At 59.7% G+C, this 26,942-nt stretch carries 21 protein-coding genes and 1 pseudogene; 11 read left to right on the plus strand and 11 right to left on the minus strand.

Annotation, left to right across the window (positions count from 1 at the left end; genetic code table 11):
- The first annotated feature begins 18 nt into the window (after window positions 1–18).
- From kdpC to DYL59_RS02745, 3 genes are all read left to right on the plus strand, one after another.
- Entirely contained in the window at window positions 19–564 is a 546-nt protein-coding gene (gene kdpC, locus DYL59_RS02735) for a potassium-transporting ATPase subunit KdpC (protein ID WP_135287794.1), read from the plus strand.
- A gap of 134 nt (window positions 565–698) precedes the next feature.
- Entirely contained in the window at window positions 699–3,338 is a 2,640-nt protein-coding gene (locus DYL59_RS02740) for a sensor histidine kinase (protein ID WP_135287795.1), read from the plus strand.
- A gap of 118 nt (window positions 3,339–3,456) precedes the next feature.
- Entirely contained in the window at window positions 3,457–4,146 is a 690-nt protein-coding gene (locus DYL59_RS02745) for a response regulator (RefSeq protein WP_135287796.1), read from the plus strand.
- A 138-nt stretch (window positions 4,147–4,284) separates the two neighbouring features.
- On the opposite strand, the gene DYL59_RS02750 is transcribed toward DYL59_RS02745, so the two are convergent.
- Window positions 4,285–5,322 (minus strand): patatin-like phospholipase family protein, encoded by a 1,038-nt coding sequence (locus DYL59_RS02750; RefSeq protein ID WP_135287797.1) that lies wholly within the window; start codon window positions 5,320–5,322, stop codon window positions 4,285–4,287.
- A 218-nt stretch (window positions 5,323–5,540) separates the two neighbouring features.
- Between DYL59_RS02750 and DYL59_RS02755 the strand changes: the two genes are divergently transcribed.
- The 3 genes from DYL59_RS02755 to DYL59_RS02765 all read left to right on the plus strand — a co-directional run bounded on the left by DYL59_RS02755 (window position 5,541) and on the right by DYL59_RS02765 (window position 7,513).
- Complete coding sequence (locus DYL59_RS02755; RefSeq protein WP_017734442.1) at window positions 5,541–5,819, plus strand: hypothetical protein; 279 nt, start codon at window positions 5,541–5,543, stop codon at window positions 5,817–5,819.
- A gap of 44 nt (window positions 5,820–5,863) precedes the next feature.
- Complete coding sequence (locus DYL59_RS02760) at window positions 5,864–6,625, plus strand: CHAD domain-containing protein (RefSeq protein ID WP_135287798.1); 762 nt, start codon at window positions 5,864–5,866, stop codon at window positions 6,623–6,625.
- 90 nt (window positions 6,626–6,715) lie between these two features.
- A complete protein-coding gene (locus DYL59_RS02765; RefSeq protein ID WP_135287799.1) occupies window positions 6,716–7,513 on the plus strand; it encodes an acyl-CoA thioesterase in 798 nt (265 codons plus the stop codon).
- A 6-nt stretch (window positions 7,514–7,519) separates the two neighbouring features.
- Here the strand turns inward: DYL59_RS02765 and DYL59_RS02770 are convergent.
- The 5 genes and pseudogenes from DYL59_RS02770 to DYL59_RS02790 all read right to left on the minus strand — a co-directional run.
- Window positions 7,520–7,768: pseudogene (locus DYL59_RS02770) on the minus strand (terminase); the annotation flags it as partial.
- A 119-nt stretch (window positions 7,769–7,887) separates the two neighbouring features.
- On the minus strand, window positions 7,888–8,292 hold the full coding sequence (locus DYL59_RS02775) for an Imm50 family immunity protein (protein WP_135287801.1): 405 nt from the start codon (window positions 8,290–8,292) through the stop codon (window positions 7,888–7,890).
- Window positions 8,289–13,007 (minus strand): RHS repeat-associated core domain-containing protein, encoded by a 4,719-nt coding sequence (locus DYL59_RS02780; protein WP_135287802.1) that lies wholly within the window; start codon window positions 13,005–13,007, stop codon window positions 8,289–8,291. The genes DYL59_RS02775 and DYL59_RS02780 overlap by 4 nt, the downstream gene beginning before the upstream one ends.
- A gap of 198 nt (window positions 13,008–13,205) precedes the next feature.
- On the minus strand, window positions 13,206–14,687 hold the full coding sequence (locus tag DYL59_RS02785; protein ID WP_135287803.1) for a methyl-accepting chemotaxis protein: 1,482 nt from the start codon (window positions 14,685–14,687) through the stop codon (window positions 13,206–13,208).
- A 96-nt stretch (window positions 14,688–14,783) separates the two neighbouring features.
- Window positions 14,784–15,590 (minus strand): TatD family hydrolase, encoded by an 807-nt coding sequence (locus DYL59_RS02790; protein ID WP_135287804.1) that lies wholly within the window; start codon window positions 15,588–15,590, stop codon window positions 14,784–14,786.
- A gap of 237 nt (window positions 15,591–15,827) precedes the next feature.
- Between DYL59_RS02790 and DYL59_RS02795 the strand changes: the two genes are divergently transcribed.
- The 3 genes from DYL59_RS02795 (at window position 15,828) to DYL59_RS02805 (ending at window position 18,346) form a co-directional block, all read left to right on the plus strand.
- Complete coding sequence (locus DYL59_RS02795; protein ID WP_135287805.1) at window positions 15,828–17,249, plus strand: MltF family protein; 1,422 nt, start codon at window positions 15,828–15,830, stop codon at window positions 17,247–17,249.
- A 103-nt stretch (window positions 17,250–17,352) separates the two neighbouring features.
- A complete protein-coding gene (locus tag DYL59_RS02800) occupies window positions 17,353–17,787 on the plus strand; it encodes a DoxX family protein (RefSeq protein ID WP_135287806.1) in 435 nt (144 codons plus the stop codon).
- A gap of 250 nt (window positions 17,788–18,037) precedes the next feature.
- The gene (locus DYL59_RS02805; protein ID WP_135287807.1) at window positions 18,038–18,346 is read left to right on the plus strand and encodes a class I SAM-dependent methyltransferase; all 309 of its coding nucleotides are present in this window, start codon (window positions 18,038–18,040) and stop codon (window positions 18,344–18,346) included.
- A 4-nt stretch (window positions 18,347–18,350) separates the two neighbouring features.
- Here the strand turns inward: DYL59_RS02805 and DYL59_RS02810 are convergent, their stop codons facing one another.
- The 3 genes from DYL59_RS02810 to DYL59_RS02820 are packed head-to-tail and all read right to left on the minus strand — an operon-like array spanning window position 18,351 to window position 21,690.
- Window positions 18,351–20,030, minus strand: coding sequence for a Gldg family protein (locus DYL59_RS02810; RefSeq protein ID WP_135287808.1), 1,680 nt, complete (start codon window positions 20,028–20,030; stop codon window positions 18,351–18,353).
- A 14-nt stretch (window positions 20,031–20,044) separates the two neighbouring features.
- Window positions 20,045–20,770, minus strand: coding sequence for an ABC transporter permease (locus DYL59_RS02815; RefSeq protein WP_135287809.1), 726 nt, complete (start codon window positions 20,768–20,770; stop codon window positions 20,045–20,047).
- Entirely contained in the window at window positions 20,767–21,690 is a 924-nt protein-coding gene (locus DYL59_RS02820; protein ID WP_135287810.1) for an ATP-binding cassette domain-containing protein, read from the minus strand. The genes DYL59_RS02815 and DYL59_RS02820 overlap by 4 nt, the downstream gene beginning before the upstream one ends.
- Window positions 21,691–21,947: 257 nt before the next feature.
- On the opposite strand from DYL59_RS02820, the gene DYL59_RS02825 reads away from it, so the two are divergent.
- Complete coding sequence (locus tag DYL59_RS02825) at window positions 21,948–23,099, plus strand: hypothetical protein (RefSeq protein WP_337678409.1); 1,152 nt, start codon at window positions 21,948–21,950, stop codon at window positions 23,097–23,099.
- 123 nt (window positions 23,100–23,222) lie between these two features.
- On the plus strand, window positions 23,223–23,696 hold the full coding sequence (gene greB, locus DYL59_RS02830) for a transcription elongation factor GreB (protein ID WP_135287978.1): 474 nt from the start codon (window positions 23,223–23,225) through the stop codon (window positions 23,694–23,696).
- Between the two features lie 44 nt (window positions 23,697–23,740).
- On the opposite strand, the gene DYL59_RS02835 is transcribed toward greB, so the two are convergent.
- Together DYL59_RS02835 and DYL59_RS02840 are read right to left on the minus strand one after the other, a co-directional pair.
- The gene (locus tag DYL59_RS02835; protein WP_135287812.1) at window positions 23,741–26,251 is read right to left on the minus strand and encodes an ABC transporter permease; all 2,511 of its coding nucleotides are present in this window, start codon (window positions 26,249–26,251) and stop codon (window positions 23,741–23,743) included.
- Window positions 26,251–26,934: an ABC transporter ATP-binding protein gene (locus DYL59_RS02840; protein WP_135287813.1), complete on the minus strand. Its 684-nt coding sequence runs from the start codon at window positions 26,932–26,934 to the stop codon at window positions 26,251–26,253. Before DYL59_RS02840 ends, DYL59_RS02835 begins: the two co-directional genes overlap by 1 nt.
- Between the last annotated feature and the right edge of the window lie 8 nt (window positions 26,935–26,942).

Below are 26,942 nucleotides of genomic sequence, written 5' to 3' on the forward strand. Positions count from 1 at the left end.
TCAGTTGAGGAATTTGAAATGTCCAACATGATTCGCCCGGCCCTGAGCCTGCTGGTGCTCATGACCCTGATCACCGGCGTTGCCTACCCCCTGGTGGTGACCGGCGTCGCGCAAGTCGCCTTTCCCGACCAGGCCAACGGCAGCCTGGTGCGTGATGACAGTGGCAAGGTGCGCGGTTCCAGCCTGATCGCCCAGGATTTCACCGGTGACAAGTGGTTCCACCCGCGCCCCTCGGCCGGCGCGTTTGCAACCGTTTCCAGCAGCGCCAGTAACCTGGGGCCAAGCAACCCGGCGTTGGCGACGCGGGTCGTTGAGGATGCCAATAAACAGCTCGTGCCCAGCCAGGGGCCTGTGCCTTTGGCGTTGCTGACTACCTCCGGCAGCGGTCTTGATCCACACTTGCCACCACCGGCAATTGCCTATCAACTGGCGCGGGTGGCGGCGGCGCGGAATGTGCCGGTGTCGACCTTGCAGCGCTTGTTGGATGAGCACATCGAAAGCCCGTTGGTGGGGCCGCCGGTGGTGAATGTGCTGGCGCTGAACATGGCTCTGGAAAAACTCTGAACCCTGTGGGAGGGGGCTTGCTCCCGATAGCGGTGTATCTCTAACAAATAGGCTGACTGACCTACCGCCATCGGGAGCAAGCCCCCTCCCACATTGATCTCCAGTGGATTTGAATTTCTCAAGGAACCCCCAGCATGAGCGACTCCGGCCGCGCCGATGCCCTGCTAGCCGACCTGCCCCGCAACGGCCGTGGCCGGCTCAAAGTCTTCCTCGGCGCTGCGCCGGGCGTGGGCAAGACCTACGCCATGCTCCAGGCGGCCCACACCCAACTGCGTCAAGGCGTCAAGTTGATCGCCGGCGTGGTCGAAACCCATGGCCGCGCCGAGACCGAAGCCTTGCTCAGTGGCCTGGCGCAACAGCCGCTGCTGCGCAGTGAATACCGTGGCGTGATGCTCGAAGAAATGGACCTCGATGGCCTGCTCGCTGCCAAGCCCAAGCTGGTGCTGGTGGACGAACTGGCCCACACCAACGCCCCCGGCAGCCGCCATGAAAAGCGCTGGCAAGATATCCAGGAACTGCTGGCCGCCGGCATCAATGTGTTTACCACGGTCAACGTCCAGCACCTGGAAAGTCTTAACGACCAGGTTCGCGGCATCACCGGCGTGCAGGTGCGCGAAACATTACCGGACTGGGTGCTGCAAGAGGCTGATGAACTGTTGCTGATCGACCTGCCTTCGCGCGAATTGCTGGAGCGCTTGCGCGACGGCAAAGTCTACGTGCCGGAACAGGCCCGCGCGGCCATCGACGCCTTCTTCACCCAAACCAACCTGATGGCCCTGCGCGAACTGGCGATGCAGACCGCCGCCGCCCATGTCGACGATGATCTGGCCCAGGGTTATCGCCAACTCGGCCAGGCCGCGCCGGCGGTGCGGGGGCGTTTGCTGGTGGGCGTGGACGGCGATGCCCAGGCCGAACGCCTGGTGCGCCATGCCAGTCGCGTGGCCCAGCGTCGGCATTTGCCGTGGAGCCTGGTGCATATCGATAACGGCCGCGCACGGGATGAGCAATCGCGTCTGCGTCTGCAAAATGCCCAGCAATTGGCCGAGCGCCTCGGTGGCGAAGTGGTGCTGCTAAGGGCGGGGGAGGTGGCCAAGACCCTGATCCAGCACGCCGCTGAACGTCGCGCCAGCCTGCTGCTGGTGGGGCAGTCGCGCATGCGTTGGCGCAGGCGTGTATTCGGTGGCGGGCTGGCGGCGCGTTTGTTGCGCAATGCCCGTGGTTTGGAAATCAACGTCCTCGACAGCGATGACATCCCCGCGCCAGCGCGTTTGCCGGATGTTCGAGGCCTGGTGTGGTTCGACTATGGCCTGGCCGTTGTGGCGACCCTGGTTGCGGCGGCGGTGGCCTGGGCGGTGTCCAGCGTCTTGCCGCTGCCGAATATCTCCTTGGTGTTCCTCGCCGCCGTATTGTTGGTGGCAGTGCGCAGCAGCCTGGGGCCGTCGCTGGTGTGTGCGGCGTTGTCGTTCATGGCCTACGACTTCCTGTTTATTCCACCCAATTTCTCCTTCGCCATCCAACGCGAGGAAGATGTGCTGACGCTGCTGTTCTTCCTGCTGATGGCAGCCCTCACCGGCAACCTGGCGGCGCGGCAACGCCGGCAGTTGCAGGCGCTGCGCGATACCCAGGAAGAAACCAGCGAACTGCTCGACCTGTCGCGCAAACTCACGGCCGCCACAGACCGTCAGGCCGTGATCAGTGCGGCGGCCCATCACCTGGAAGGGTGGAACGACCTGGAACTATGCCTGGTCAATCGCGACGGCCAAGGCGGTTGGAACGTCGAAACCGGCGCGCCACTGACCCTGACTGAAGCTGAGCGCGCCGCTGCCGACTGGGCCTGGCAACACGACCAGCCGGCCGGCATGGGCACGGGCACGCTGCCGTTTGGACGATGGTGGTGGTGGCCGTTGTCTGGCGAAGAAGGGCCCCTGGGTTTGCTCGGGGTCAGTCCCAAGCCGGGCCTTGAATTGAGCGGGCAACGCCGTCGTTTGCTCACTGCCTTGAGCCAACCGCTGGCGCAGGCGCTGGCGCGGGCGCAACTGGCGCAGGAATTGGAGTCTGCCCGTCTGCATGGCGAAACCGAGCAACTGCGCAGCGCCTTGCTGGCGTCGGTGTCCCACGATTTGCGCACGCCGCTCACCGCCATGCGTGGCAGCATCGACAGCTTGCTGGCCCTTGGTGAAGCCATTCCCCTGGAGGACCGCCGCGAGTTGCTCGAAGGCACCCGCGATGAGGCCGAGCGGCTTGATCGCTACATTCAGAACCTGCTGGACATGACGCGCCTGGGCCACGGGGCCTTGAAGCTGGCGCGTGATTGGGTGTCGCCTGGGGATATCGTCGGCAGTGCCCTTGGCCGTCTGCGGGCATTACTGGCGCCATTGCACGTGCGCGCCGAGGTGCCGCCAGAGTTGCCATTGCTGTACGTACACGCCGCGTTGATCGAGCAGGCGTTGGTCAATGTGCTGGAAAATGCCGCGCGGTTTTCACCGGTTCATGGGCGCTTGCAGGTAAGCGCGGGGGTCGCTGACAACCAGCTGTTTTTCGCCGTGGCCGATGAGGGCCCTGGGATCCCCGAAGAGGAGCGCGCGAAGATTTTCGACATGTTCTACACCGCCGCCCGTGGGGACCGGGGCGGGCAGGGCACTGGCCTGGGCCTGGCGATCTGCCAGGGTATGGTCGGCGCCCATGGCGGGCACATCAGTGTGGCCGACGGTATTGATGGGCGGGGCACCTGCATCACCTTGTTCCTGCCACTGCCGACGCAACCTACCCTGTAGGAGCGAGCTTGCTCGCGAAGAGCGTTAACGACAATGATTGCACCCTGAATCAACGCGGTGCCCTCGCATTTTTCGCGAGCAAGCTCGCTCCTACACTGAATGGTTTTGACGAGACACCATGAGCCAGACCGCAACGATTTTGGTCATTGATGACGAACCGCAGATCCGCAAATTCCTGCGCATCAGCCTGGCCTCCCAGGGGTACAAGGTGATCGAGGCCGGCACTGGCAACGAAGGCCTGGCCCAGGCGGCGTTGAGCAAGCCAGATTTGCTGGTGCTCGACCTTGGCCTGCCAGACATGGACGGCCAGCAAGTGCTGCGCGAGTTTCGCGAGTGGTCCACGGTGCCGGTGCTGGTGCTGTCGGTGCGGGCCAGCGAAGGGCAAAAAGTCGAAGCCCTCGACGGCGGTGCCAATGACTATGTGACCAAGCCCTTTGGCATCCAGGAGTTTCTCGCCCGCGTGCGCGCTTTACTGCGCCAGGCACCGGTTGGGGAGGCCCAGGAAGCGGCCTTGCGGTTCGGCCCGTTGACGGTGGACCTGGCCTATCGCCGTGTGCTGCTGGACGGCGCCGAAGTGGCACTGACCCGCAAGGAATACGCGGTGCTGGCGCAATTGGCGCGCCATCCGGGGCGGGTGATTACCCAGCAGCAATTGCTCAAGGATATCTGGGGGCCGACCCATACCGAGGACAGTCACTACCTGCGGATTGTGGTGGGGCACCTGCGCCAGAAATTGGCGGATGATCCGACTCAGCCGAGGTTTATCGTGACCGAGGCGGGGGTGGGGTATCGGTTGTTGAGTGCCTAGATTTGTGGTGCCTGCTCGGGCCTCATCGGGGGCAAGCCCCTCCCACACTTGACTGTATTCGCAAATAGAAATGTGTGAACCCAGTCCAATGTGGGAGGGGGCTTGCCCCCGATGGGGCCATCAGCACCACCCAAGATCTCAGCGCTGCTCACTCTCATACCGGTCCAACGTATCGCTGGCAATCTCCCGCCCCAACGCGATCAACTCCGGTGCCTTGTAGAACTCGAAAAAACGGCACACGCGCTTTGGCACGTTGATCAGCACATCCGGCGGGTACCCGGCGATCTTGTACTGCGCCAGGGACGTCTGCATCACCTCGAAACTCTGGTTGATCAAGTCCAGCAGTGACGCGGGCCCCACGTTATCGATGATGAATGAACCGGTTGCCGACTTCGGTGCGCCTGCTTTTTCCGGCGCGGCGGCCGGTTGCTGGGACTCAGGTTCGGCCGACTCCAGCCACGGATTGATTTCCGCCGCTTCAGCCTGCAAGGCCTCCTGCTCCAACTTCATCAGTTGCTCTGCCTGTTTACGGCGAAACGGCAGGTGCGAACCCAGGGATTTCGCCAGGTTGTTGAAGCGGCTCTTGAACGCCGGCGGGCGTTGAATCACGGGTAATTGATAGTGCTTCTGGTTGGTGGCGTTGAGGTTGACCGCGATGATCAAGTCACAGTGGCTCGACACCACCGGCACGATGGGCAGCGGGTTGAGCAGGCCGCCATCCACCAGCATGCGGTTGCCCTGCATCACCGGGGTGAACAGGCTGGGAATCGCCGCCGAGGCGCGCATGGCCTGGTGCAGGCAACCTTCCTGGAACCAGATTTCCTGTTGGTTGGTAAGGTCGGTGGCGACGGCTGTGTAGGGGATGCGCAGTTCCTCGATATTGAGTTCACCGACGATCTTGCGGATTTGCCCGAAGACCTTCTCTCCGCGAATGGCCCCCAGGCGAAAACTCACATCGACCAGGCGCAGCACGTCCAGGTAGTCGAGGCTTTCGATCCAGTTTCGGTACTCGTCCAGTTTGCCGGCGGCGTAGATCCCGCCCACCACCGCGCCCATGGAACACCCTGCGACACACGCGATGTCGTAGCTGCGCCGCTCGATCTCCTCAATCACCCCGATATGGGCGTAGCCCCGTGCGCCGCCGGAGCCCAGTACCAAGGCAACACGTTTTTTCATGGTCCATGTCCTCCCCAAGCCAGGCGCCCACAATGCGCCTTTTAAGGGGGCGCCTTCAATCGCCGGAGGTGTCTACACTATTTTTCCAGAATAGCCACGGTACTCGGGTATGCTCTGGCAATAGGTACGATCGATTTCAGGCTAAGGACAAGGCACTTTTCAATGTAGGCAACGTCTACAACGTACGACTGTTTTTTCTTTATTTTGAGGTGTCATCGATGAAAGCCTGGATGTGTGTACCCGTGATCGTGTTGGCCTTGGCCGGTTGCGCCGGGAAAACTGCGTACCGCGACAGCTGTGGCACCCAGTTGGATGCTGCCTGGCATGAACTGGACCTGGCCAAGGCCGAAGGTTTCGCCGGCACGGTCAGCTACTCCAAGGCCCTGTCCCTGTTGACTGGCGCCAAGACCCAGCAACAATTCGAAGCGTTTGAAGGCTGTGCCAACAAGGCTGAGAAAGCACGTTTCTACATTCGCGAGTCGCGCGCCGGGCGTTAACCGGTAATGGCGGGTAGGATTTTTCATCAGAAGGTGAGGGCAGGATGTCAGCGTTGGTCGATCAGTTAGTCGCTCAGGTCATTGGCCTGGAAGTAGGGATACTGAGCTGCCAGGCTCGCCTCGCCGCCGTCACCGATGATGAGGCCTTGCACGACCTGCGCACCACCGTGCGGCGTCTGCGCAGCCTGTTGCGCCCTCTGCGTGGGCTGCCGGGGGTTGAGCAGCTTGAGTCGTCCGCCAGCAACGTGGGCCAACTGACCACGCCGCTGCGCGACCGTGAGGTGCTGGCGGCGTATTTGCACCAGCACGGCTATCACGACGCAGCGGATCGGCGCCTGCGCTTGCAACCCGAGGCCTATCGCCAAGTGGCGCAAAGCCCTGAACTCGCGCATTTGCTGCTGATCCTCGATGCCTTCCCACGCTTTATCCGCGCCTCCCAGCACCAAAAACTGCTCAAGGGCCTGCGCCCGCGCATCGAGAAGCGCCTGGCCAAGCAATGGAAGGCGCTCGACACAGCGCTGAAAGATCCCGGCCATGATCGCCATCGCCTGCGCTTGTTGATCAAACGCGTGCGTTACGCCGCAGAAGCCTATCCCGAACTGGACAAACTCCCCACCCATGCCATGCCTCGCTTGAAGAAAGCCCAAAGCGCCCTGGGTGACTGGCACGACTGCTGGCAGTGGCTGGCGCAAGCCGAGCACCAACCGGATCTGCAGCCCTGCGTTGCGGTATGGCAGCGCACCATGGCCAAGGCCGAAGGGCGGGCAGACCGCGTACTGGATAAGCTCAGCGCCGATTGTTTCTAGATCGGTCCGGTTTTTGGCCGGAATAAGCGCTGTGCCTGCCGGGTGTGATGGTTAAGATCCCCCATCCGTTCTGTTTGATCTGAGGTCACCATGGGTTTTAGTGATTTGCTCGATGCCGTCCGTAGCAACCCGCTGGACGTCACCATCCCCGCTGAGTGGGCCCAGGGCCGTGCCTCTTTTGGTGGCTTGGTCGCCGCGTTGCAGTACGAAGCCTTGCGCGCCCAGGTCCCGGAAGGCAGAGGGCTGCGTTCGCTGGCGATCACCTTTGTGGGCCCCGTGGCGCCGGATGTATCGGCCAGCTATCAAGTTGAAGTGCTGCGCGAAGGCAAGGCTGTCAGCCAATTGCTTGGCCGGGTTGTGCAAAACGGTGAAGTGGCGACCTTGGTACAGGCCAGCTTTGGCGCGTCCCGTGAGTCCGAGATCGACGTTGCCGCAGAACCTGCGCCGGTGTTCAAGCATTGGGATGAATGCCAGGAACTGCCGTATATCAAGGGCGTCACGCCGGAGTTCATGCGACACCTGGCGATGCGCTGGAGCGTTGGTGGCCTGCCGTTCACCGGTAACAAGTCCCGCGACATGGGCGGCTGGGTTCGCCTGCGGGGCGATGTGAAGGAAGAGCCGCTGACCGAAGCGCATATTCTCGCCCTGGTCGATGCCTGGCCACCGTCGGTGCTACCGCACCTGAAAAAGCCGGCACCCGGCAGCACCCTGACCTGGACTATCGAATTTATTCAACCGCTGCAAACCCTCACCACGCTGGACTGGTGTCAGTATCAAGTCAGCATCGAACATGCTCGCGATGGCTATGGCCACGCCTCTGCCGCACTGTGGAGCCCGAGTGGTGACTTGATCGCCATCAGCCGCCAGACTGTAGTGGTGTTCGGCTGAGCCTCAGAACGAGTGACTGTCTTTGGCTTCCATATTACGGCCGTGGCGTTGCAGCGCCACGCCAGCCAACACACCCACAACCCCTACCGCGACGCTTGCCAGGCTGAGGCTGAATACCCCGGAAACAATCAACAGAAAGCCGGTGATCAACAGCGGCACCGCAATCAACTGCAACGCCAAGTTGGTCGGGTGCTGGTGATTGTGGGGTTGGTTGCGCCATTGCCAGGCGGGGAGATTGGAGTGACGTTTGCCCATGATGAAAAATCCTCTGTCCGTTGAAACAACTTGAACAGAGTTTAGGTGGGGGGATGCAGATCTTCGAATCAAGGTTTGCTATGGGGTTCATAGAGCCTGCGCACGGGAGCTAGGAAACGCTAGAAAAAATAATCATCTGGGCCATTTATGTAGACATTCGGGTCGCAAAGTGAAATGAATTTGGCTTTGAATTCGATTAGAGCGTTGCTGTTTTTTGCTTGAAAGCAGAATTGATCATTTTCCTTCGTGATACTCACAGAAAAGACTTCTCTGACTGGTATGTTCTGTATTTTCAGATCACGAATGCCGTGGCAGTCAATCCCCATTCTGCAAGTGTTGTAGCCTTTCCCTTCCCATTTTTTTGGTAAAAAATCTGGAAAGTCAGGGATGTCGAACCCTATGCCCAAGGACGGCCTATCGTTTTCTATTTGGAGAGAAAACAGGGCGATTTTTCCAATTGCTATTGGTTGGCTAAATAATTTTTCAAAAAAAATATTTTGCTCTAGTTCATTCCAATATTTCATCTGTTGCCTCTGAACTCGTAATGTTCTTTAGTTCCGGAAATATGACCGTTTCGGGGCTTTTCAATGGGGCGTAAGTTGAAATGTGTTTTTTGATCTCCAATTCCGTCTGCTCTCCCAAATGTGTGCCCGGCAGAATGGTCCTGGATGAGAACCTTAGAGCCATCTGCTCTTGTAAATTGATACACCCGTGTATTAATCGTCCTGCCATTTTCATCCAATATATTGTCGTCATTCAAATCAGTCATTTTTTCTGTTTTGTACTGTGATGTTCTTCCAGATTTAGGGTGTGTTGTCACATCGGGTTGTTGATTCATCGGTATACCAGCGTCCCTTTTTGCTTCCCTAAATGCGCCTTTTCGAGATACGTCAGGTACACCTGGCTCAGTTGGTAAAGCGCAGTTTTGTTTTTTCTTACCTGAACCAGGGCAGTTGGCGTTAAGTCCTAGCGGATCGATCCATCCTGTAGGGTTGGGCACGTACTGGTACGTGTTAATCCCACCCGCCAGCTTCACTGGATCAGGTGTCAGATAGCGACCAATATCCGGATTGTAGTAGCGATGGCGGTTGTAGTGCAGCCCGCTTTCCTGGTCGAAGTACTGGCCTTGGAAGCGCAGCGGGTTGTCGATTTTGGCGACATCGAGACGGGAGATTTCGCCGTAGGCGCGGTAATGCGCGGACCAGACGATTTCGCCGTCAGGAGCGGTGAGTTCTTGGGGCGTGCCGAGGTGGTCGAGTTGGTAGTGGTAGGGCTTTACTGTTTTTGGGCCAAAGCCTTCCAGCATTCCCAGTGGACGGAAGCTATCCGGTTCGTAGATATAACTGCGGTGTTGATCCTTGTGGTGCTCGGCAATCAGCTTGTCGCCTTGCCAGAAAAACTCCGTGGTGATGCCGTCGACGGTTTTGCTGATACGCCGCCCAAACGGGTCATAGCGATAGCTGGCATTTTGGCCGTTGGGTTTGGTGACCCCGATTAACCGATGCTGACAGTCGTAGCGGTACTCGGTGACGAGCTGATGGCCTTTGCCACGTCGCTCACGAATCAGGTTACCGAAGGCGTCGTAGTCATAATGCTGATCACCCTGCATCAGCAGACGATTACCCGCCACGATGTCGGGGCCGGGGCGGTCTTGCATCAACAGGTTGCCCGCCGGGTCGTGGCCGAAGCGCTCTTGTAGGTCTTGGGAGTGGTCGGCGCGGGTCAGGCGGTTGAGTGGGTCGTACTGGTAAAGGTGTTCGCCTTTGCGGGTATCTAAGAGCCGGGTGAGGTTGCCGGTTTTGTCGTAGTCGTATTGGCGTTGGTAGAGGTAATGATCCTGCTGGGTGAGAGCGTGGGCGTGCAGGCGTTGTTGGTCGTCGTAGTGGTAATGGCTTAAGAGTTGGCCTTGTTGGCGTTGGTGTTCTTGGCCGGATTTGAATAGGTGTGAAGTGAGGACGTCGCCGTTTAGCTCGACGGTGGCGAGGTGGCCGCCCTTGGCGTGGTTGTAGGTGACACGGTTGTTATCCGGCAGGCGCAGCTTTTGAAGCTGGCCGCAGGCGTCGTAGCCGTAACGCAGAGTGCCCCAGCCTTGGTATTCAGCGGTGAGACGGTTTTGGTGGTCGTACTCGTAGGACAGCGCCCAGTGGCCGTCTTCGACGCTGAGGAGATTGCCCTGGCGGTCGTAGGCATAGTCGATAGCCTTTCCGTCAGGCAGGGTTTTTCGTACAAGGCGCCCGGCAAAGTCGCGTTGGTAACGGGTGACTAGCTGACTGCCGTCATCACCGTGTTCGGTTTTTTCCTGCAGGTTGCCGTTGAGGTCGTAGACGTAGGCAGTACGTTGGCCGTCAAAACCCGTTTCCTGTTGAATCAGGCCGTTGGGGTGGTAATCCAGCCGATAGCTTTCGCCAACCTCATTTTCGATCTCGGTCAGCAGTATTCGGGTGTTGTCGTAGCGGTACTTAACCTGGGTGCCATCGGCATTGATGCGACGGCTGATCAGGTGCAGGCCATCCGCGTATTCGTAGCGGGTGACGCGCCCGAGCTCATCGCGCTCGGCGGTGATTTTTCCGTAGGGGTTGTAGCTGTATTCCCGCGTCAAACCGCCCGGTAGTACTACACGGATCAAGCGCCCAACGCTGTCCCACCGATACTCGGTCAGCGCGCCATGTTCGTCCTCACGGGCAATCTGCCGCCCAATATCGTCATAGCGATACCGCTTGATCCCACCATTGGGCAGTTGCTCCTCAAGCAACTGCCCGCGTTCATTCCAGACCAACCGCTGGCTGCTGTGATCGGGATACCAAACCCCAATCAACTGCCCATATTTGTTGTAGGTGTAATCGGTGATATGCCCATCAGGATCGATCTTGCGCGTGATATCGCCCTGATCATTGCGCTCATATTTCCAAACGGCTTCACCGCGCCGTACCACCCGTACGAAGCCGTTGTGATGCTCGTAGGAAGTGGGCTCATCCTCCCCCGGAAACACCGCCACCAAACGCCCGGCATCGTCGTACTGATACGCCGTCACCGCCCCCAGCGGGTCTTGCTCAACCGTCAGCCGGCCGTTGTCATCGTAGGATTTGAAGTGCTGGGCACCATCCGGATCAACCCGCTGCACCAGTCGCGCCCGCTGGTCATGCACGTAGACTTCCTGGCTGCCATCAGCGTTAAACACCGTGACTCGGCCGTTGTCATCCCAGGTATACCGCGTGTCCATCTGCGAAAAACTGGCCCAATGCCGAACACATCGCGCCGCCTTGCCAGACCTTTCCCACGCCCAAAAGAAACTCGCCCCACCGGCCAAACCCCGTTCAAGAATGACGTGCTGCTCGTCGTAGCGATAAACCTCACTTTCGCCGACAGCATTGGTCGCCGAAACCAACCTGCCAAGTGCGTCATAGGCGTAGGAAACAACGTTCTGCTCGGTGACCCAGACGTAGGGCTCATAGTCCTTGGCCCGCTGAATCTGGTACTCCACCGCGACGATTCGACCGAGCGAGTAGCGCAAGAACAACGAGCGCCCAACCCCGTTATCCACCCGCTCAATACGCCCCGAATAATCCCGGGAAATGCGCAGCCGATTGCCATACGCATCGCTGATCGCCGTCAGCGCACCGTTAACGAAATGGTAGAAACGCGACGCCTGCGCCAGCACCAATTCATCCGGCAAATCCCCCAGATAAATCGCCACTTCGGCCAAGCTATTGGTAATCGCCGGCCGAGCAGTGGTCGGCAAGGGCAGGGCAGTCGAGCGATTCTCATGATCGGTCCACACCACCGAATCACCCGCAACCGAAAGCCGATGCGCCAGCGAGTGACTCCAACCAAACCCCAAGCCGCAATCCACTTCCACGGCACTGGTGCGATACAACCGGCTCCACTCAAACGGCAAAATCCCGTCCAGTGCTCCATCCACCAGGGTTAGCAGTTCCTCCCCGGTGACCATCGACACCGGACAGCCATTGGTCGCGGTTTTATCAGCACTTGAAGCGGCATCCCCGTGCGGGTTTTTCCCCGAAATAGGTACGTCATCCAGGTGCTCCTGCCGAACCAACGCAGTCCTCTGCACGACCTTATCCCGCGCCATCGCCACCGGGTTCGAAACCAACTCATCCCCAGCCCTCATCGGCACTGCCGGAATGGCCTTGATCGGCGTCGCCCGCCCTCCGAGCAACAAGGGTTTAGCCACGTCCACATGGGGTTGCAAAGGCGGTCCGCCCAACCGATCCGCCAGCCTCTCCAGCCACTTGCGTGCCCGTCCGGACTTGATATGGCCCAGCACTTGCGCGCCCAGGCGAATCCGCACGCCCATGCCCCGTGTCGCCCAGATCAGAAACAGGTTGATCAGCACTTCGCCGGTAATCTCACCGACCACTTCAAACATTTGCGGGGGTGGCAGCATGCGCAGCCAGGCGACCATGGCGGACAGGTAAATGAACAACAGCGGCTCATCACTGAGCACCAACAAACCGCTGGCGATGGCGTCTTTGCCCAGTTTCAGCAGTTCATCCAGTTCGGCCTGGGAGATGTAGTGCCGCAACTTCTCACTGTTGGCCTTGAGATCCGCCAGCAGGTCATACAACTGCGTGAGGTTGTCCCAAAGGTTGTAGAGCGCCTTGGCGATCCCGCTTGAAAATGCCAGGCCCTGCATCGCGCTGCGTTCCAGCGGCGTGGTGTGGGCAAAGTCGTTCCACAGCGGCTTAAACGTTTTGATCCATTCATCGCGCAGATGAATGTCCAGGCCCTTGATCACCGACTGATAAGACGCATACAGCGCCCTGACGTGATCCTTGGAAACGTTGGGGTAGAAGGTGATTTGGTAGCGCTGGTCGCGGGTGCAGTCCTTGACCTCAAGAATGCCGCTGGCGCCGATGACGTGATGGGTCGGTGCGCCCATTGGGCTGCCGTCCGACGCGATGCCTTGCAGCATCACCGGGGTGTTGCCGATGGGCACGAATCGCGTGCTTTCGAACAGATGCACCAGGGTCAATGAGCCCTGGGCTTTGCAGAGGGCGACTGTGCGATGGGGCTTTTGGGACGAGGCTGGGGCTACAAGTGCGACTTCATCGCCGACCTTGAATACCTGCTCCACCTCAAGCGCAGAGGAGCTCCAGAAGCTTTCGGCCCACGCATCAAAGTCGTTCAGACAGGCGCGGAAATCACGCAAGACGTTTTCAATGTCCGGCGTCTTGGCATCCATGGGGGCCAGGACCAGCCTGGCAATCACCGGGATCAAGACGTGGCCCTATTGAGTCGGGCATTGAAAGAGAAGTGCATCGGCGGTCCCTCGCGCTGGTGGGTCAGGCGAGAGACTTTGGAGAGGTTGGTAGGGAAAAGAAGTCGGCGTTATTCGCCAGGAAAGCTAGGAAGTTTCGTCAAAACCTCGGGCAAACCGAGGTTCGGATGTAGGGGGAGGATTACAGGTCGAACAGTCCTACAGCTTCAACTGCCCAATCGCCTTGCTCAGCTCTCCCGCCAAGGTTGCCAGCTGATTGCTGGTGGTGGCCGAATCCACCGTTTGCTGCACGGTGTTTTCGGTCACGTCTCGAATGCTCACCACCGCGCGGTTCATCTCCTCGGCAACGTGGCTTTGCTGTTCGGCTGCGACGGCGATCTGAGTGTTGCTCTCGCGCATCTGCGCCACGGCGCCGGTGATTTCGGCGAGTGCGATGCCGGCTTCCTGGGCTTGCTGTACGCAGTCGTCGGCCTTGAACGAGCTTTCCTGCATAAAGTCCACGGCGTCGCGAGTGCCGGCTTGCAGCGCCGAAACCATGCGGGTGATTTCGTCGGTGGAGTTTTGCACGCGCTTGGCGAGGTTGCGCACCTCGTCGGCGACTACGGCGAAACCACGGCCCATTTCCCCGGCGCGGGCGGCTTCGATGGCGGCGTTGAGGGCGAGCAGGTTGGTCTGTTCGGCGATGCTGTGGATCACACTGACCACGCCGTTGATTTTCTGACTGTCTTCGGCAAGTTTCTGGATCATTTCGGCGGTCTGTTGCACGCCGGTGGAGAGCCCGGCAATCGAGCGCTGCACGCGGGTGACAACTTCCTGGCCGCTGCCGGCGAGGGTGTCGGCGGTCTGGGACAGGTCACGGGTGGCGCCGGCATGTTGGGCGATGTGGTAGACGGTGGCCGTCATCTCATTGATGGCGGTGGCGGCCTGGTCGGTTTCACTTTGCTGGCCAAGCATGCCGTGTTGTACGTCGTTCATGCTGCTGGCCAGGCGGGCGGCGCCGTCGTCCAGTTGCTGGGCGGTGTGCGCCACGGTGTTGACCACGCGCTGGTAACCGGCCTGCATGGCGTTGAAGGCGCTGGCCATCTGGCCGACTTCGTCCTTGCACGCCAAAGGCACGCGGGCCGAGAGGTCGCCGGTTTTCTCTACGTGCAGCATCACGTCCTTGAGGGTGTTGAGCTGGCTGAGCAGGAAACGGATCAGCAATTGCGAGGCGCCGAGCATCGCCAGCATCAGGATCGCCACGGCGACGGCGTAATGGGCAAAACGATCCTCGAACACCTGGCTCAGGCTTGGCGCGTAGGCCAGCACAGCCACCTGCTGGCCGTCGGCGCGAGCGATCACTTCGGCGCCCAGTAACGGGTTTTCGCCAAACAGGGGCATGGGGTTGAGTTCGACCCAACCACTGGCGTTGCTCAGGGCCGCCAGGTCTTGATCGGCCAACTGGGGGATTTGGCCACGGGTGAACGTGAGCCAGTGCTCGTCGTTGGGCAATGCCTGGCCCGCTGGCCAGGCGCTGAGCAAGCGCCCCTGGGCCTGCGCGCTAGCCTGGGCCGCAGCGCCGCGCGCCTGTTGTTCGAGCTGCACGGCGTACAGCACCAGCAACAGCGTGGTGATGAAGGCGACCGCGTTGACGGCCCAGAATTTGTATTTAAGCGAGATATTGCTAAGCCAGGCACCCATGGAAGGTTTTCTCTGATAGCGGAAACAGCATTGGCAAGGTGCCATTATTGTGCCGCTAGTGCAGAAAACCGTTTTGACATGGGTCAATGCGCCGCATCAATCCACCGCAGGCAGCCCGAAAAAGGCGCGGGCGCTGGCGGTGCTGTGTTGTGCCAGGTCTTCCACGCTTTCATTGCGATGCAACGCCACCTCGCGCAGCACCTCGGGCAAGTACGCCGGTTCGTTGCGGCCATTTTTCGGTTTGGGCCGCAGGGTGCGCGGCAGCAGGTAGGGCGCATCGCTTTCCAGCATCAGGCGGCCTCGGGGAATCTCCCTGACCAGCGGGTGCAGATGGGTCCCACGGCGCTCGTCGCAGATCCACCCGGTGATGCCGATGTGCAAGTCAAGGTCGAGGTAGCTGAACAACGCCTGCTGCTCGCCGGTAAAGCAGTGCACGACGGCTGCGGTGAGGTGGTCGCGGTAACCCCTGAGGATCTCCAGCAGCCGAACGTTGGCATCGCGCTCATGCAGGAACACCGGCAGTTTAAGCTCGACGGCCAGGGCCAGGTGCTCTTCGAGGACTTTTTCCTGTTGCGGGCGGGGTGAAAAATCCCGGTTGAAATCCAGCCCGCATTCGCCCACCGCCCGCACGCGACGGTCATTGAGCAAGCCACGCAAACGCTGGGCGCTGTCGCCGTTCCAGTCGCTGGCGCTGTGGGGGTGGATGCCGGCGGTGCTGAACAGGCGCTGGCCGCTTTGATCGAATTTTACGCAGAGTTCCAGGGCCTGCTCACTGCCGTCGACGCTGGTGCCGGTGAGCACCAATTGCTGCACGCCGGCGGCGTAGGCGCGGTCGAGGGCGGCCTGGTGTTTCTCGTCAAAACTGGGGTTGGTCAGGTTGACGCCGATATCAATGAGTTGCATGGTGCTATCTCCGCCTGCGGCCGGAAAGCATATCAGAGCTGTAGATTTATAAGAAAATCGAAGAACTACAACGAGTTATCGCTGTCTTTGAACGTCGCAAGTGACATTGGGCCTGGCCGCGCGCCGTTCCCTGTGCCACCGTTGCGCGCAAAGCCTGCGCATTAAGCGCTCTGTTTCTGACCCCCAGCGCCTCGTTTTTCGCGAGGACGTTGGGCAGTATTCTTTTCCGGAGAGCGGATGATCCGACCCTCGGCGTTGCTTATGTTGTGCCTGACGTTACTGCTGCCCATGGCGGCGGTGGCGCGTCTGGACGGGCCGCTGGAAGTGACCAAGCCCGGCAAGGTGCGCGACCTGGCGGAAATCCGTTCCAGCCGAACCCTGCGCGTACTGGTCAACCAGAGTCGTAACAGTTCCGGCGAAGTGCAGGGCCAGGCCATCGGCGTTGAATACCACCGCCTGCGTGCCTTCGAGCAATACCTCAATGGCCATGCCCGCGATGGCCAGGCGATCAACCTCAAGATCATTCCCAAGGCCAAGGACCAGTTGCTCGGCGCGCTGGCCCGTGGCGAAGGCGACCTGGTGGCGCCCGGTGAACTGCTGGACGTTAAGGCTGCGCACAAGATCAGCACCAGCGACCCGATTGCCAGCGATGTGCCCCTGTGGCTGGTGGGTGTCAAAGGCGAGCGACGGTTTACCAAGTTGGAGCAACTCTCGGGTCGAACCCTGGCGTTGACCACCGGCAGCGCGGCAGCGGATGCCATCAGCCAGGTGAATCAGAAACTGGCCTTGCACAAGCAGCCGCCGGTAAAAGTGGAGTGGGTCGATCCCACCCTGGCCGTGGAAGACGTGTTGGAAATGGTCCAGGCCGGCATTTTTCACCTGACCATTGTCGAAAAACCGATTGCCGAACGCTGGTCGAAGATCCTGCCGAAGCTGCGTTTTGACAAGCAGGTGGTCATCAATGAACCGGGCGACGAATACTGGTTTGTGCGTCAGGACGCCTCGATGTTACGGGCCAGCATTGATCGTTTTCTCAAGACCTACCGAACCCCTTCCGACCAGGACGTAGCGTTCCAGCGCATTTACCGACGCCTGTATCAGGTGCGCAATCCCTTGGCGCGTGTCGACCGCCAACGCCTGGAAAAACTGCGGCCCGTGCTGCAAAAGCATGCGCGCGAGCAGGGCATGGACTGGCTGAACCTCGCTGCACTGGCGTTCAAGGAGTCGGCGCTCGATCCCGGCGCACGCAACAGCGGCGGCCCTACGGGCCTGATGCAGATCACCCCTTCGGCAGCGCAGCGGGTGGGCGTGAACAATATCGAAAGCCTTGATAGCAATGTGCAGGCAGGTGCGCGCTACCTGGCGATGATCCGTCGCAAGTTCTTCTCCAGCCCCAAGCTCAACGAACGTGAACGCATGGCGTTTGTGCTGGCGGCCTACAACATGGGCCCCGAGCGCGTGCAAGGCATGCGTACCGAGGCCAGGCGCCGGGGGCTCAACCCTAACCAGTGGTTCTTCCAGGTTGAACGCATTGCCATGGAGCAAGTGGGGATGGGCGGCGTGAGCTATGTTAATAGCGTCAACAAGTACTACTTGGCGTTTGATCGGGAGCGGGAGTCCCTGGAGCCGCCAACGCCGAAAATTGCCTCACGCAAATAATCGATTTTATCGATGTTAATTAGGCATTTTTTCGGCTTTTATCATTCTGTAATCTGATTAATATAGCGGCCAACCAACCCCTACTTTGAAAAGGATTATCACCATGAGCCCACTGATCAAAAGCATCCTGTCTACCCGCGCCGGCTACGGCCTGACCATCCTGCGCGTTGTGGTCGGCATCATCTTTGCCGCCCACGGCTCGCAAAAACTGTTTGGCTGGTTTGGCGGCTATGGCCTGGCGGGCACTGCCCAGTGGATGGAAAGCATCGGCCTGGCGCCGGGTACCCTGATGGCGCTGTTGTCTGGCGGCACCGAGTTCTTCGCGGGCCTGGCACTGATCATCGGTTTGCTGGTGCGCCCTGCGGCATTGGGCCTGACCATCTTGTCGCTGGTGGCGATCTTCTCGGTGCATATCCACAACGGTCTGTTCATGGCCAACAACGGGTATGAGTTTGCACTGGCCTTGCTGGGTGGCTCGCTGGCGGTGCTGCTGGAAGGCGCTGGCAAACTGTCTGCCGACCGCGCCATCGCCAACTGACTCTCGCTGTAGAACGCCCAAGAGGCCCGCCATGTGCGGGCCTTTTGCTGCTCGGGATTCTTGACACCGCGCTATTGGCTTCTCTAGGATGCCGCTCATGCGCCGATTTAAACAGCTAATTGCGGGGCGCCATGGGTGACCGTTCTCGGTCCCGACAGAAGCAATCACCTTGCTTCGAAATTCCGCTAAAGCGCTGGTTCGGTGTTGCCTCTCACCTGCCCGCAGACTTTTGAGGCAGAGACTCGACACGATGAATGCACTACGCCCCCTGATTCGCCTGGCCCCGATCACCGCGGACCTCACTCAACGCAATCCCAAGATCCTCCTGGGTGGCAAGCACCAGCCGACGCTGTTGCGTTACCTGGATGGCTGGCCTCGTCGTAGCGGGCGTCCCTCGGCGTTCTTGATTCAGTTTGTTGAAGACGGCGACTCCCTTGCCCGTTTCGCCAGCAACAGCTTTGACCTGGCCGTTATCCAGGCCCCCAGTGCCAGCAATGCCGATGAAGTGATTCGTCAGTTGACGCGTATTGCCCGTCAAGGCTTGATTGCGCGCCGTTGAGGTTTCAATACAGCGCGCAAGGCGGTAGGGGACGGCGCCGCCGCCGCCACAGGTACACCCCCAAGGCAACCAGGCACAGCAACGCAGGCACTGGCACGATAAGCACTAGCTTCATGTTTCGCTCCAGGCGACGCACAGGCGCATAGGCCTGTGTTTTCAGCGCGTGCAGTTCCGCCGGCAGGCTTAGCCGTTCTTTGTTGAGCGCTTGCAGCTGGGTGCCGGTATCCACAGCCTCCGTGCCCATCGCGGTAGCGGGTGGGTTCATGCGTTGCCATTCCTTTTCGGTGTGCGCTAGCCGTCGCAACAGGTCTTTGGCCTGGGTTTGATAGGCCTGCTCGGCGGACTCGCGCAGGTTTTCCAGCACCTGCGATGTTGCGCCAGTGACCCCATGAGGACGTATGTTTGCAAGCTCATCGGGAGCGGCCAGGTTATCCAATGTGTTAAGCACGAACAGGCTATTGCTACGTTGGGCCGGGCTGTCCAGGTGGTCGCCGAGCACATCCGTGTCGGCAACGATCACCACATGGATTTGTGCTGATTTTTGCAGGCCCGGCGATCGTTCACCCACCCCATCGGGAAACGCTGAATAGGCTGGCCCCTGAATGCGGGCAGCGATGACGTGCTGTTCGCCGCTTCTGGTGAGTTCACTGTCCAGTTCGTCAGGCTGTGCGAGCGCCGATTGTCTTGAACTGCGCAGCAGTGGGGTGAAGTCCGTCTGGCTTTTTTCAAGACGTGTGAGGACGCCGCTGCTGGCTACCGTTACCGCATCGAGTTTCCAGGTGCTGACATCGCTGGTCGCCATTGCCTTTCGCGGCAGTGTCAACGTTTCCGGGAGAGGGGCGGTCGAGGCGTAAGTGGTATCGATGAGTATCTTGTCGCTCTTCATGGCGACGCCCCAGCTGGCAAGCAGCCCGTCCAGAACTGCGGGCGAACGCGTTTCCTCCAATTGCCGGTTGCTCTGCGGGTCGATAAACATCATGACCTTGCCGCCTCCCAGTACAAACTGATCAACCGCATACAGGGTTTGTTCTGGCAGCCTGCGAGGGTGTACGACCATCAGTGCTTTAGTACGTGCAGGCACATGATCGGCGTCTGGTTCCAGCTCCAAAACGTCAAAGTGCCGGTGCAACTCCTGCAGCTGCGGCTCAATGGATTCTTCCGGTGACAAACCTGATAACAGCCCGATCATGGGGGGCTCCGGATTATGGAGCTGGGTGATCAGGTGGCTGATTTCATATTCAAGAAGCGGGGCTCTGTCAGGGCTGAATGATTCGATACGTTGTGCGGCCTGGCCATCACGGGTACCGATAAGCCCCAGGAAGCCCTGATTGTCCTCAAGGCCGTACAGCTTGGCTTTGTAGGCATCCTCTGAAAAAGGAGCAGGATTGATGATGCGCAAATTGATCATGCCCTTCGATGCTTTTTCGAATGCCTTGAGCGTTTCTTCAACTTGCCTGCCGTAGCGTTTTTGCTCGCCAGACTTGCGTGAGTGGAAGTAGTAAAAGTCCAATGGCACTTGCAGATTGGAAAGCAATTGCACGGCGGCGGGCGATAACGTGTTGGTTTTATGGGGGGACAAGTCCCAGCGCAGGTCGGGAAACCTGGGGGCCCAAACCAGGTTGAACGCCAGGAAAAGCAGCAGAATGACAGTGAGGGTTATGCCGGTGCGCAAGGCGGATCGCATCTAGAACGACCTTCTTAGCGGCGTTTATAGTTGAGCAGCACAATCGTTGCCGTTAGAAAGGCAACCATCATGCTGATGAAGTACAAGCCGTCGCGAAGAATGAATGAGCCATGGTCGATCATGGCAAAGCGCAGAAAGGGACTAAGAGACGTCAGACTGTCGATGATCCAGATCGGGGTTTGATGTTCAAGTGCGTCAAGTACAGACGACAGGCTACCGGCGATCAATAATAAACACAGCGTTAAGAGGAAAATGACCAAGCGTTGATGTGTCAACGCGCAAATGAAAAAACCGACTGATAGATAACTGCCTGCCAATAACCAGCTGGCCAGAAATTGTGAGGCAATGACTAAGTTATCTGCAGTGCCGAACACATTGATCATGATCACCAGCGGAAAGGTCAGCAACAGGGCCAGTGCGGCGATAACCCAAGCGGCAAAAAACTTGCCGACGACAAGTTCAGACGGTTTGAGGGGCAGGGTGGCCAGAAAGTCCACAAAGCCACTCTCGTGCTCATTCGCCAGAAGTTGGGTAGACAGCGTGGGAATCAACAGTAGGTACAGCCACGGGTGAATCTGGAAAAATGCCTGTAAGTGACGGCTGCCTTGTTCCAGCCATTGATGAGTCTGTAATCCCAGTACTGCCGACAGCAGCAGGAACGCGGTGATGCTCAAGTAGGTGGAAGGCGCGCATAGATAATTGGCCAGTTGACGTCGGAAGACCGTGAACACTCTGTTCAAAGGGACGCCCCTTGGGCCAAGCGATGAACCACATCGTCAAAGCGACCGGGTTCCATTTTCAGTGAGTGAACTTGCCAGTGTCGGTTGGCAATCAGCGCACTGATGGAAGGGAAGATACTGTGGCCTGGCATGGCCAGTACGGTCACCGTGCCGGGACGTTGGTGATCCTCTTCGATGCCGGCAACGCCAGGCAGCACCGCAAGGGCTAGCAAGTCCAGCTCAGACGATGAGGCCAGGGTAACGGCCTGGAAGTACCGTGAACTGCGCAGCAGTTCCGGCATTGGGGCATCCGCCAATAAGCAGCCCTTCTCGATAATGAGGCCGCGTGTGCAGGTATCGACCAGCGCTTCGCAATCACGCGAGGCGACGATCACCGTCATTTCCTCGGTCAATGATTGGATAAGTGCCCGGACCTTGCTTTGCTGGAGCGATGCCAGGCCCTCGCAGGGTTCGTCCAGTAGCAGTACGCGGGGTGTATGCAGGATCGCCTGGGCAATCGCAACTTTGCGTTTGAGGCCCAGGGGAAGTGTGTTGATCGGATACCTGAGCAAGGGGGACAGTTCGAGTCGCGCAACCGCTCTATCCACACGGCGGCGTTTTTCGGCGCCGCGAAATCCGCGAAGCTCGGCAATAAAGCTGAGCAAGCTGTTGACGGACATTGAGGGGTGGTTGAACTCGGCGGGCTGGTAGCCCACGGCTTGGCACGTTTGGCGAGCGTGTGTGCGGGTGTCGAAACCGACGATGTTCACCTGACCGGATGAGGGGCTTGTCGAGCCAGCCACCATTTTTAAAAGTGTGGTCTTGCCCGCGCGCTCAAGCCCAAACAGTCCAAGGCATTCGTTGCGCTGGGCAGAGAATGAGAGATCTCTTATTACGATTTTGTTGTCCAGCTGTTTTGTCAGGTTGCTTATCTCGATCATTTTGTTGTTCTGCTGGATTGGTTTGCCAACTTGTCTGCTAAAGCAGGCGCCTAAATTGAACTGTGCAGGGGCTCGAAGTGGGAAAAGGGTACGTTCAATAACAAAAGTTGAAAATGCTGAGGTGTTCTAATAAGAGAAGTCCTACAGCGGGGTTTATAGTCTGCGCAAGTAATCGCTATATGATGGGGGGGTTGCAAAATTGGATGTTTATGGGTGGTTTAATTATTGTTTAATTGTCGTGAGGCCTGATTATCGTGATGCTTCTACGTACCCTTGTTCTGGAACGCTCAGGTGAGGATGCTCCACTCAACGGTGCATTACTCTGCGGTTTTGCCGTTCCTCAAATAGGCTCTAACTTTCTGGTGTACAGCCTGGATGAAGAGACCGAACCCGGAAGTGCCCGGGTATACGTTGCAGCTTTACGCAAGAAGCTTGAACGTTATTTCTTGAGTGGTGTTGAGGCTCAGGAAGACCTGCACGTTGCGATGCAGGTGTTCAAGCAGATATTGACGTTGGCCGCAGCCGGCACCAAGCCTGCCAGCGAAACCGAAACTCAGATTCCTTATCATTTTGTCGACTTGAACGGTTGCAAGTTGCCGCCTGCGCGGCCCCAAGACCACCATTCGGTGATCATCAAGAAAGCCTTGGTGATGAAAGTGATCACCCTGGGAGCGTCTGCACCGGCGGGCGCGGCGATTGAAAGCGCCACGCTGATTGTCCCGTCCATTCGATTTTCTTCCCAGATGATTTCGCCACCCAAGGTGGTAAGTACGGCTGAAAAAGCCCTGCCGCCGTTGCTGGAGCAACGGGTCGAGCCGCAAGCTGTGCCCTCGACGCAGGAGGAGGCGCCGAGCCCTATGCCTGCGGTCGCTGAGCCGCCGTTGCAGTGTGTACCAGCGGAGCAGAGTTCACTGTTTGAAGTGGACAGTACCCTGACCAACCTTGCGCGTGTTTCCCAGCAACTCACCGCGCAAAAGACGGCGGTGCTCAAGCAAGAAGAGGCACTTGAGCAATGGCAGAGCCGACTGCAGCAAGGCCAGGCCGAGCTTGACCAGGAGCGTCAGGAACTGGGTAACCGAACGCTGGAAAAGGAGGCCACCTTGCAGTTGCGGGTCCAGGCATTGGAGAGTCGTGAGGCCCAGTTGGCCGAAGCACTCGCCGCGCAACACCACGAGCAGCAAACGATCGAGGAGCGTGCCGCTGTCCTGGAAAAACGGATCACCCAAGCCTATAGCCAAGAGTTGGTACTTCGTCAGCGCAGTGAAAAATTGGCGGTTCTGTGGGCTCAGCTATCCGAGGGGCGGCAAAATCTGCATGCGCTGATGCTTGAGCTGGATCGGACGATGGACAGTTTCGCCAAGCCTGATGAGCAGACGTCAAATGGTGGCGTATTTGGCGTTTTGCTGTGAGGCGATCGGCCTGCTGGCCTGGCTACTTTCGCGCGTTCATTTATTATCCACCTCTGTTCGCCGGCGCCAGGCCTTGAGGGTGCGGCATTGGAGTCAATGGATATTTCCTGGGGATGCATGCGTTTGAGTACCAAGCTGATTACCAAAGAGGGTCATGAGGCGCTGAAAAAGGAGCTGGATTACCTGTGGCGAGAGAAGCGCCCGGACACCACACGCAAGGTGACATGGGCAGCCTCCCTGGGGGATCGAAGCGAGAACGCGGACTACCAGTACAACAAGAAACTGCTGCGTGAGATCGACCGCCGCGTGCGTTACCTGCGCAAACGCCTGGAAGACATGCGTGTGGTCGAGTACATGCCCGAGCAGGAAGGCAAAGTGTTCTTCGGTGCCTGGGTTGATATCGAAAACGAGCAGGGCGAGACCAAGCGCTTTCGAATCGTAGGATATGACGAAATTTATGATCGGATGGACTACATCTCCATCGACTCACCGATGGCCCGCGCGCTGTTGCGCAAGGAAGTGGACGATGAGGCCATTGTGCAGACCCCCAGTGGGGACGTGTGCTGGTGGATCACCGGTATCGAATACCTCAAATGAATGATGCGGGCCCGTACCCAAAAGGCGTACGGGCCTGCGTTGTTTCAGCCTTCGCGCAATACCGTCAGTGGGCTGGCATTGAGTGCGCGGCGCGTGCCAAACACCCCGGCGCCGCCTATCAGCACAGCACCGATCACCGGTAGCACCAACAGCCACGGGTGCGGGTGCCAGGCCAGGTCAAAGGCATAGCGGTACAGCACAAAGGTCACCAGTTCTGTTCCCAGCGCCGCCAACAGTCCGCTGACGGCACCCAGCAAGCCGAACTCGATACGCCTGGCCTTGACCAGCAACTTGCGCTCGGCACCCAGTGCACGTAGCAGCGCGCCTTGGCGGATACGCTCGTCCAGGGTGGCCTGCAGCCCCGAAAAGAGTACCGCCATCCCCGCAGCCAGTACAAACAACAGCACGTACTCTACCGCCAGCGTCACTTGGGCGAGGATGCTGCGCAACTGTTCCAGCAGGGCCTCGACCTGCAGGATAGTCACTGCCGGGAAGGCGCGGGACAGGTCGACGATCTGCTGGTCATGCCCCGGCGCCAGATAGAAACTGGTCAGGTAGGTCGCCGGCAGGTCCTTCAAGGTGCCCGGTTGGAAAATCATGAAGAAGTTGGGTTGGAAGTTATCCCAGTTGATCGTTCGCAGGCTGGTGACCCGTGCTTCGCGATTTTCCCCACCCACCGTGAACACCAGGAGATCGTTGAGCTTGAGCTTGAGGCTTTCTGCCACCTTGGCTTCGACCGACACACCCGGAATCTCCTCGGTGGGTTGCTGCGACCACCACGAGCCCGCCGTCAAGGCGTTGCCCGGCGGTAGATCGGCGGCCCAAGTGAGGCTCAGGTCGCGTTGCACGGCGCGGTCACCGCTGGAGTCCTTGCTGACAATTTCCTGCACCGCTTCGCCATTGATGCTGATCAGGCGGCCCGGCACCACGGGGTACAGCGGCGCGGACTGGGCTTGCAGTTCCAGCAGGCGGGCGCCAAAGGCGTCCTTGTCGGCCGGAAGGATGTTCAGGGCGAAATAGTTGGGTGCGTCCTTGGGCAACTGGTTTTGCCAGGTGTCGAGCAATTCGCCGCGCAGCAGTGCGATCAAGCCCATGGACAGCAGGATCAAGCCGAACGCCAGCGATTGACCGGCCGCTGCCAGAGGATGGCGCAACAACTGGCCCAGGCCCAGGCGCCAGGGCAGGGAGGCTCGCGCCAGCAGGCGACGCAGGCTTTGCAGCAACAGCAGGAGCAAGCCGCCGAGGACCAGCGCTGCCACTACGCCTCCGCCCAGCAGGGCGAAGGTCAACACCAGGTCGAGGCTCAGGCGCCACATGATCAGCCCCAGGGCGAACAGCGCCGCGCCATAGACCATCCAGGTGCTGGACGGGATGGGCAGCAGGTCGCGTCTGAGCACCCGCAGCGGCGGCACGCGGCCAAGGGCGGCCAAAGGGGGGAGGGCGAAGCCGGCGAGGGCGACGAGGCCTGTGCCGATCCCGGCGATGGCTGGCAACAGTCCGCCGGGTGGAACGTCTGCGGGCAGCAGGTCATGTAGGAAATAGAACAGGCCGAACTGCGCCAACCAGCCAAGCACGGCACCGGTCAGGCTTGCCAGCAGTCCCAGTACGCTCAATTGCAGGCTGAACAGCAACATGGCTTCACGTCGAGACAGCCCCAGGCAACGGAGCAGCGCACTGGCATCGAAGCGCCGCGTCGCGAAGCGGTTGGCCGACAGCGCCACGGCCACGCCGGCCAGCAACACCGCCACCAGGCTGGCCATGTTCAGGTAGCGCTCGGCTTTGCCCAGGGCGCCGCCGATCTGTTGATTACCGTCCCGCGAGTCCTGCAAACGCTGGTTGGCGGCCAGGCCAGGCTTGACCAGGTCGCGATAGGTTTGCAGCACCGTGCTGCCCTGGGGGCCGCGCCACAACTCGCGGTAACTGACGCGACTGCCCGGCTGGACTACACCGGTGGCGTCCAGGTCTGCCAGATTGATCATCACCCGTGGCGTGAGGCTGTAGAAGTTGCCGGCACGGTCTGGCTCGTAGGTGAGGATGCGCGCCAGGCGCAGGGTCTTCATGCCCACGTCAATGCTGTCGCCGACCTTGAGGTCCAGTGCGGTCAGCAGCCTTGCCTCCACCCAGGCTTCACCGGGTTTCGGCCCACCGCCGGGTGTTTCGTCACCAAAGGGGGCGGCGGCGCTTTTCAGCTGGCCCCGCAGGGGGTACTGCTCGTTGACCGCCTTGATGCTGGACAGCTGGATGCCATTGTCAGTGGCAATGACACTGGAGAACTCCACGACGCGAGCGTGATCCAGGCCCAGTTCAGTGCCGGTCTTGATTTGCTCGGACCTGGCCGGCGAGCTGCCCTCCAGCACCAGGTCGGCGCCCAGGAACTCGGTGGCGCGCAACAGCATGGCGCCATTGAGACGCGCCCCGAAGTAACCGATGGCGGTACTCGCCGCCACGGCCACCAGCAGGGCAAAGAACAGCACGCGCAATTCCCCCGCGCGGGCATCGCGCAGCAATTGGCGCATGGCAAGGCTGAACAGGCGCAACAGCGGCAAACGTGCCATCAAGGCTCCAGGGGCGCGACCATCAGGCCGGCTTCAAGGCGGATCAGGCGTCGGCAACGGTGGGCCAGGCGCTCGTCGTGGGTGACCAGCACCAGGGTGGTGCCGCTCTCTTTATTGAGCTCGAACAGCAGGTCGCTGATGCGCTCGCCGGTGTGGCTGTCGAGGTTGCCGGTAGGTTCATCGGCAAACAGCACATCGGGTTCGGCCGCAAAGGCGCGGGCGATTGCGACTCGTTGCTGCTCGCCACCGGACAGCTGGCGCGGCGAGTGAGTGAGGCGCTGGCCCAGGCCAACGCGCTCCAACAGGTGCCGGGCGCGTTCGCGGGCGTCTTTGCGGCCGTCCAGTTCCAGCGGCAACATGACGTTTTCCAGGGCATTGAGGCTGTCGAGCAGCTGGAACGACTGGAACACGAAGCCCACATGTTCGGCACGGATGCGTGCACGCTGGTCTTCGTCGAGGCTGCTCAGCGCTTGCCCTGCGAGGGTGACTTCGCCGCTGCTGGGCAGGTCGAGGCCGGCCAGCAGGCCGAGGAGGGTGGATTTACCGGAACCGGAGCTGCCAACGATAGCCAGGCTATCGCCCTTGTTCAGTTCCAGGCTCAGTTCGTGCAGGATAGTCAGTTCACCTTCCGCGCTGGGAACCACTTTGCTAAGGTTCCGCGCGGTGAGAATGCTTGCGCCCATGGAGAATC

Source organism: Pseudomonas kairouanensis (assembly GCF_004682055.1).
Classification (GTDB): domain Bacteria; phylum Pseudomonadota; class Gammaproteobacteria; order Pseudomonadales; family Pseudomonadaceae; genus Aquipseudomonas; species Aquipseudomonas kairouanensis.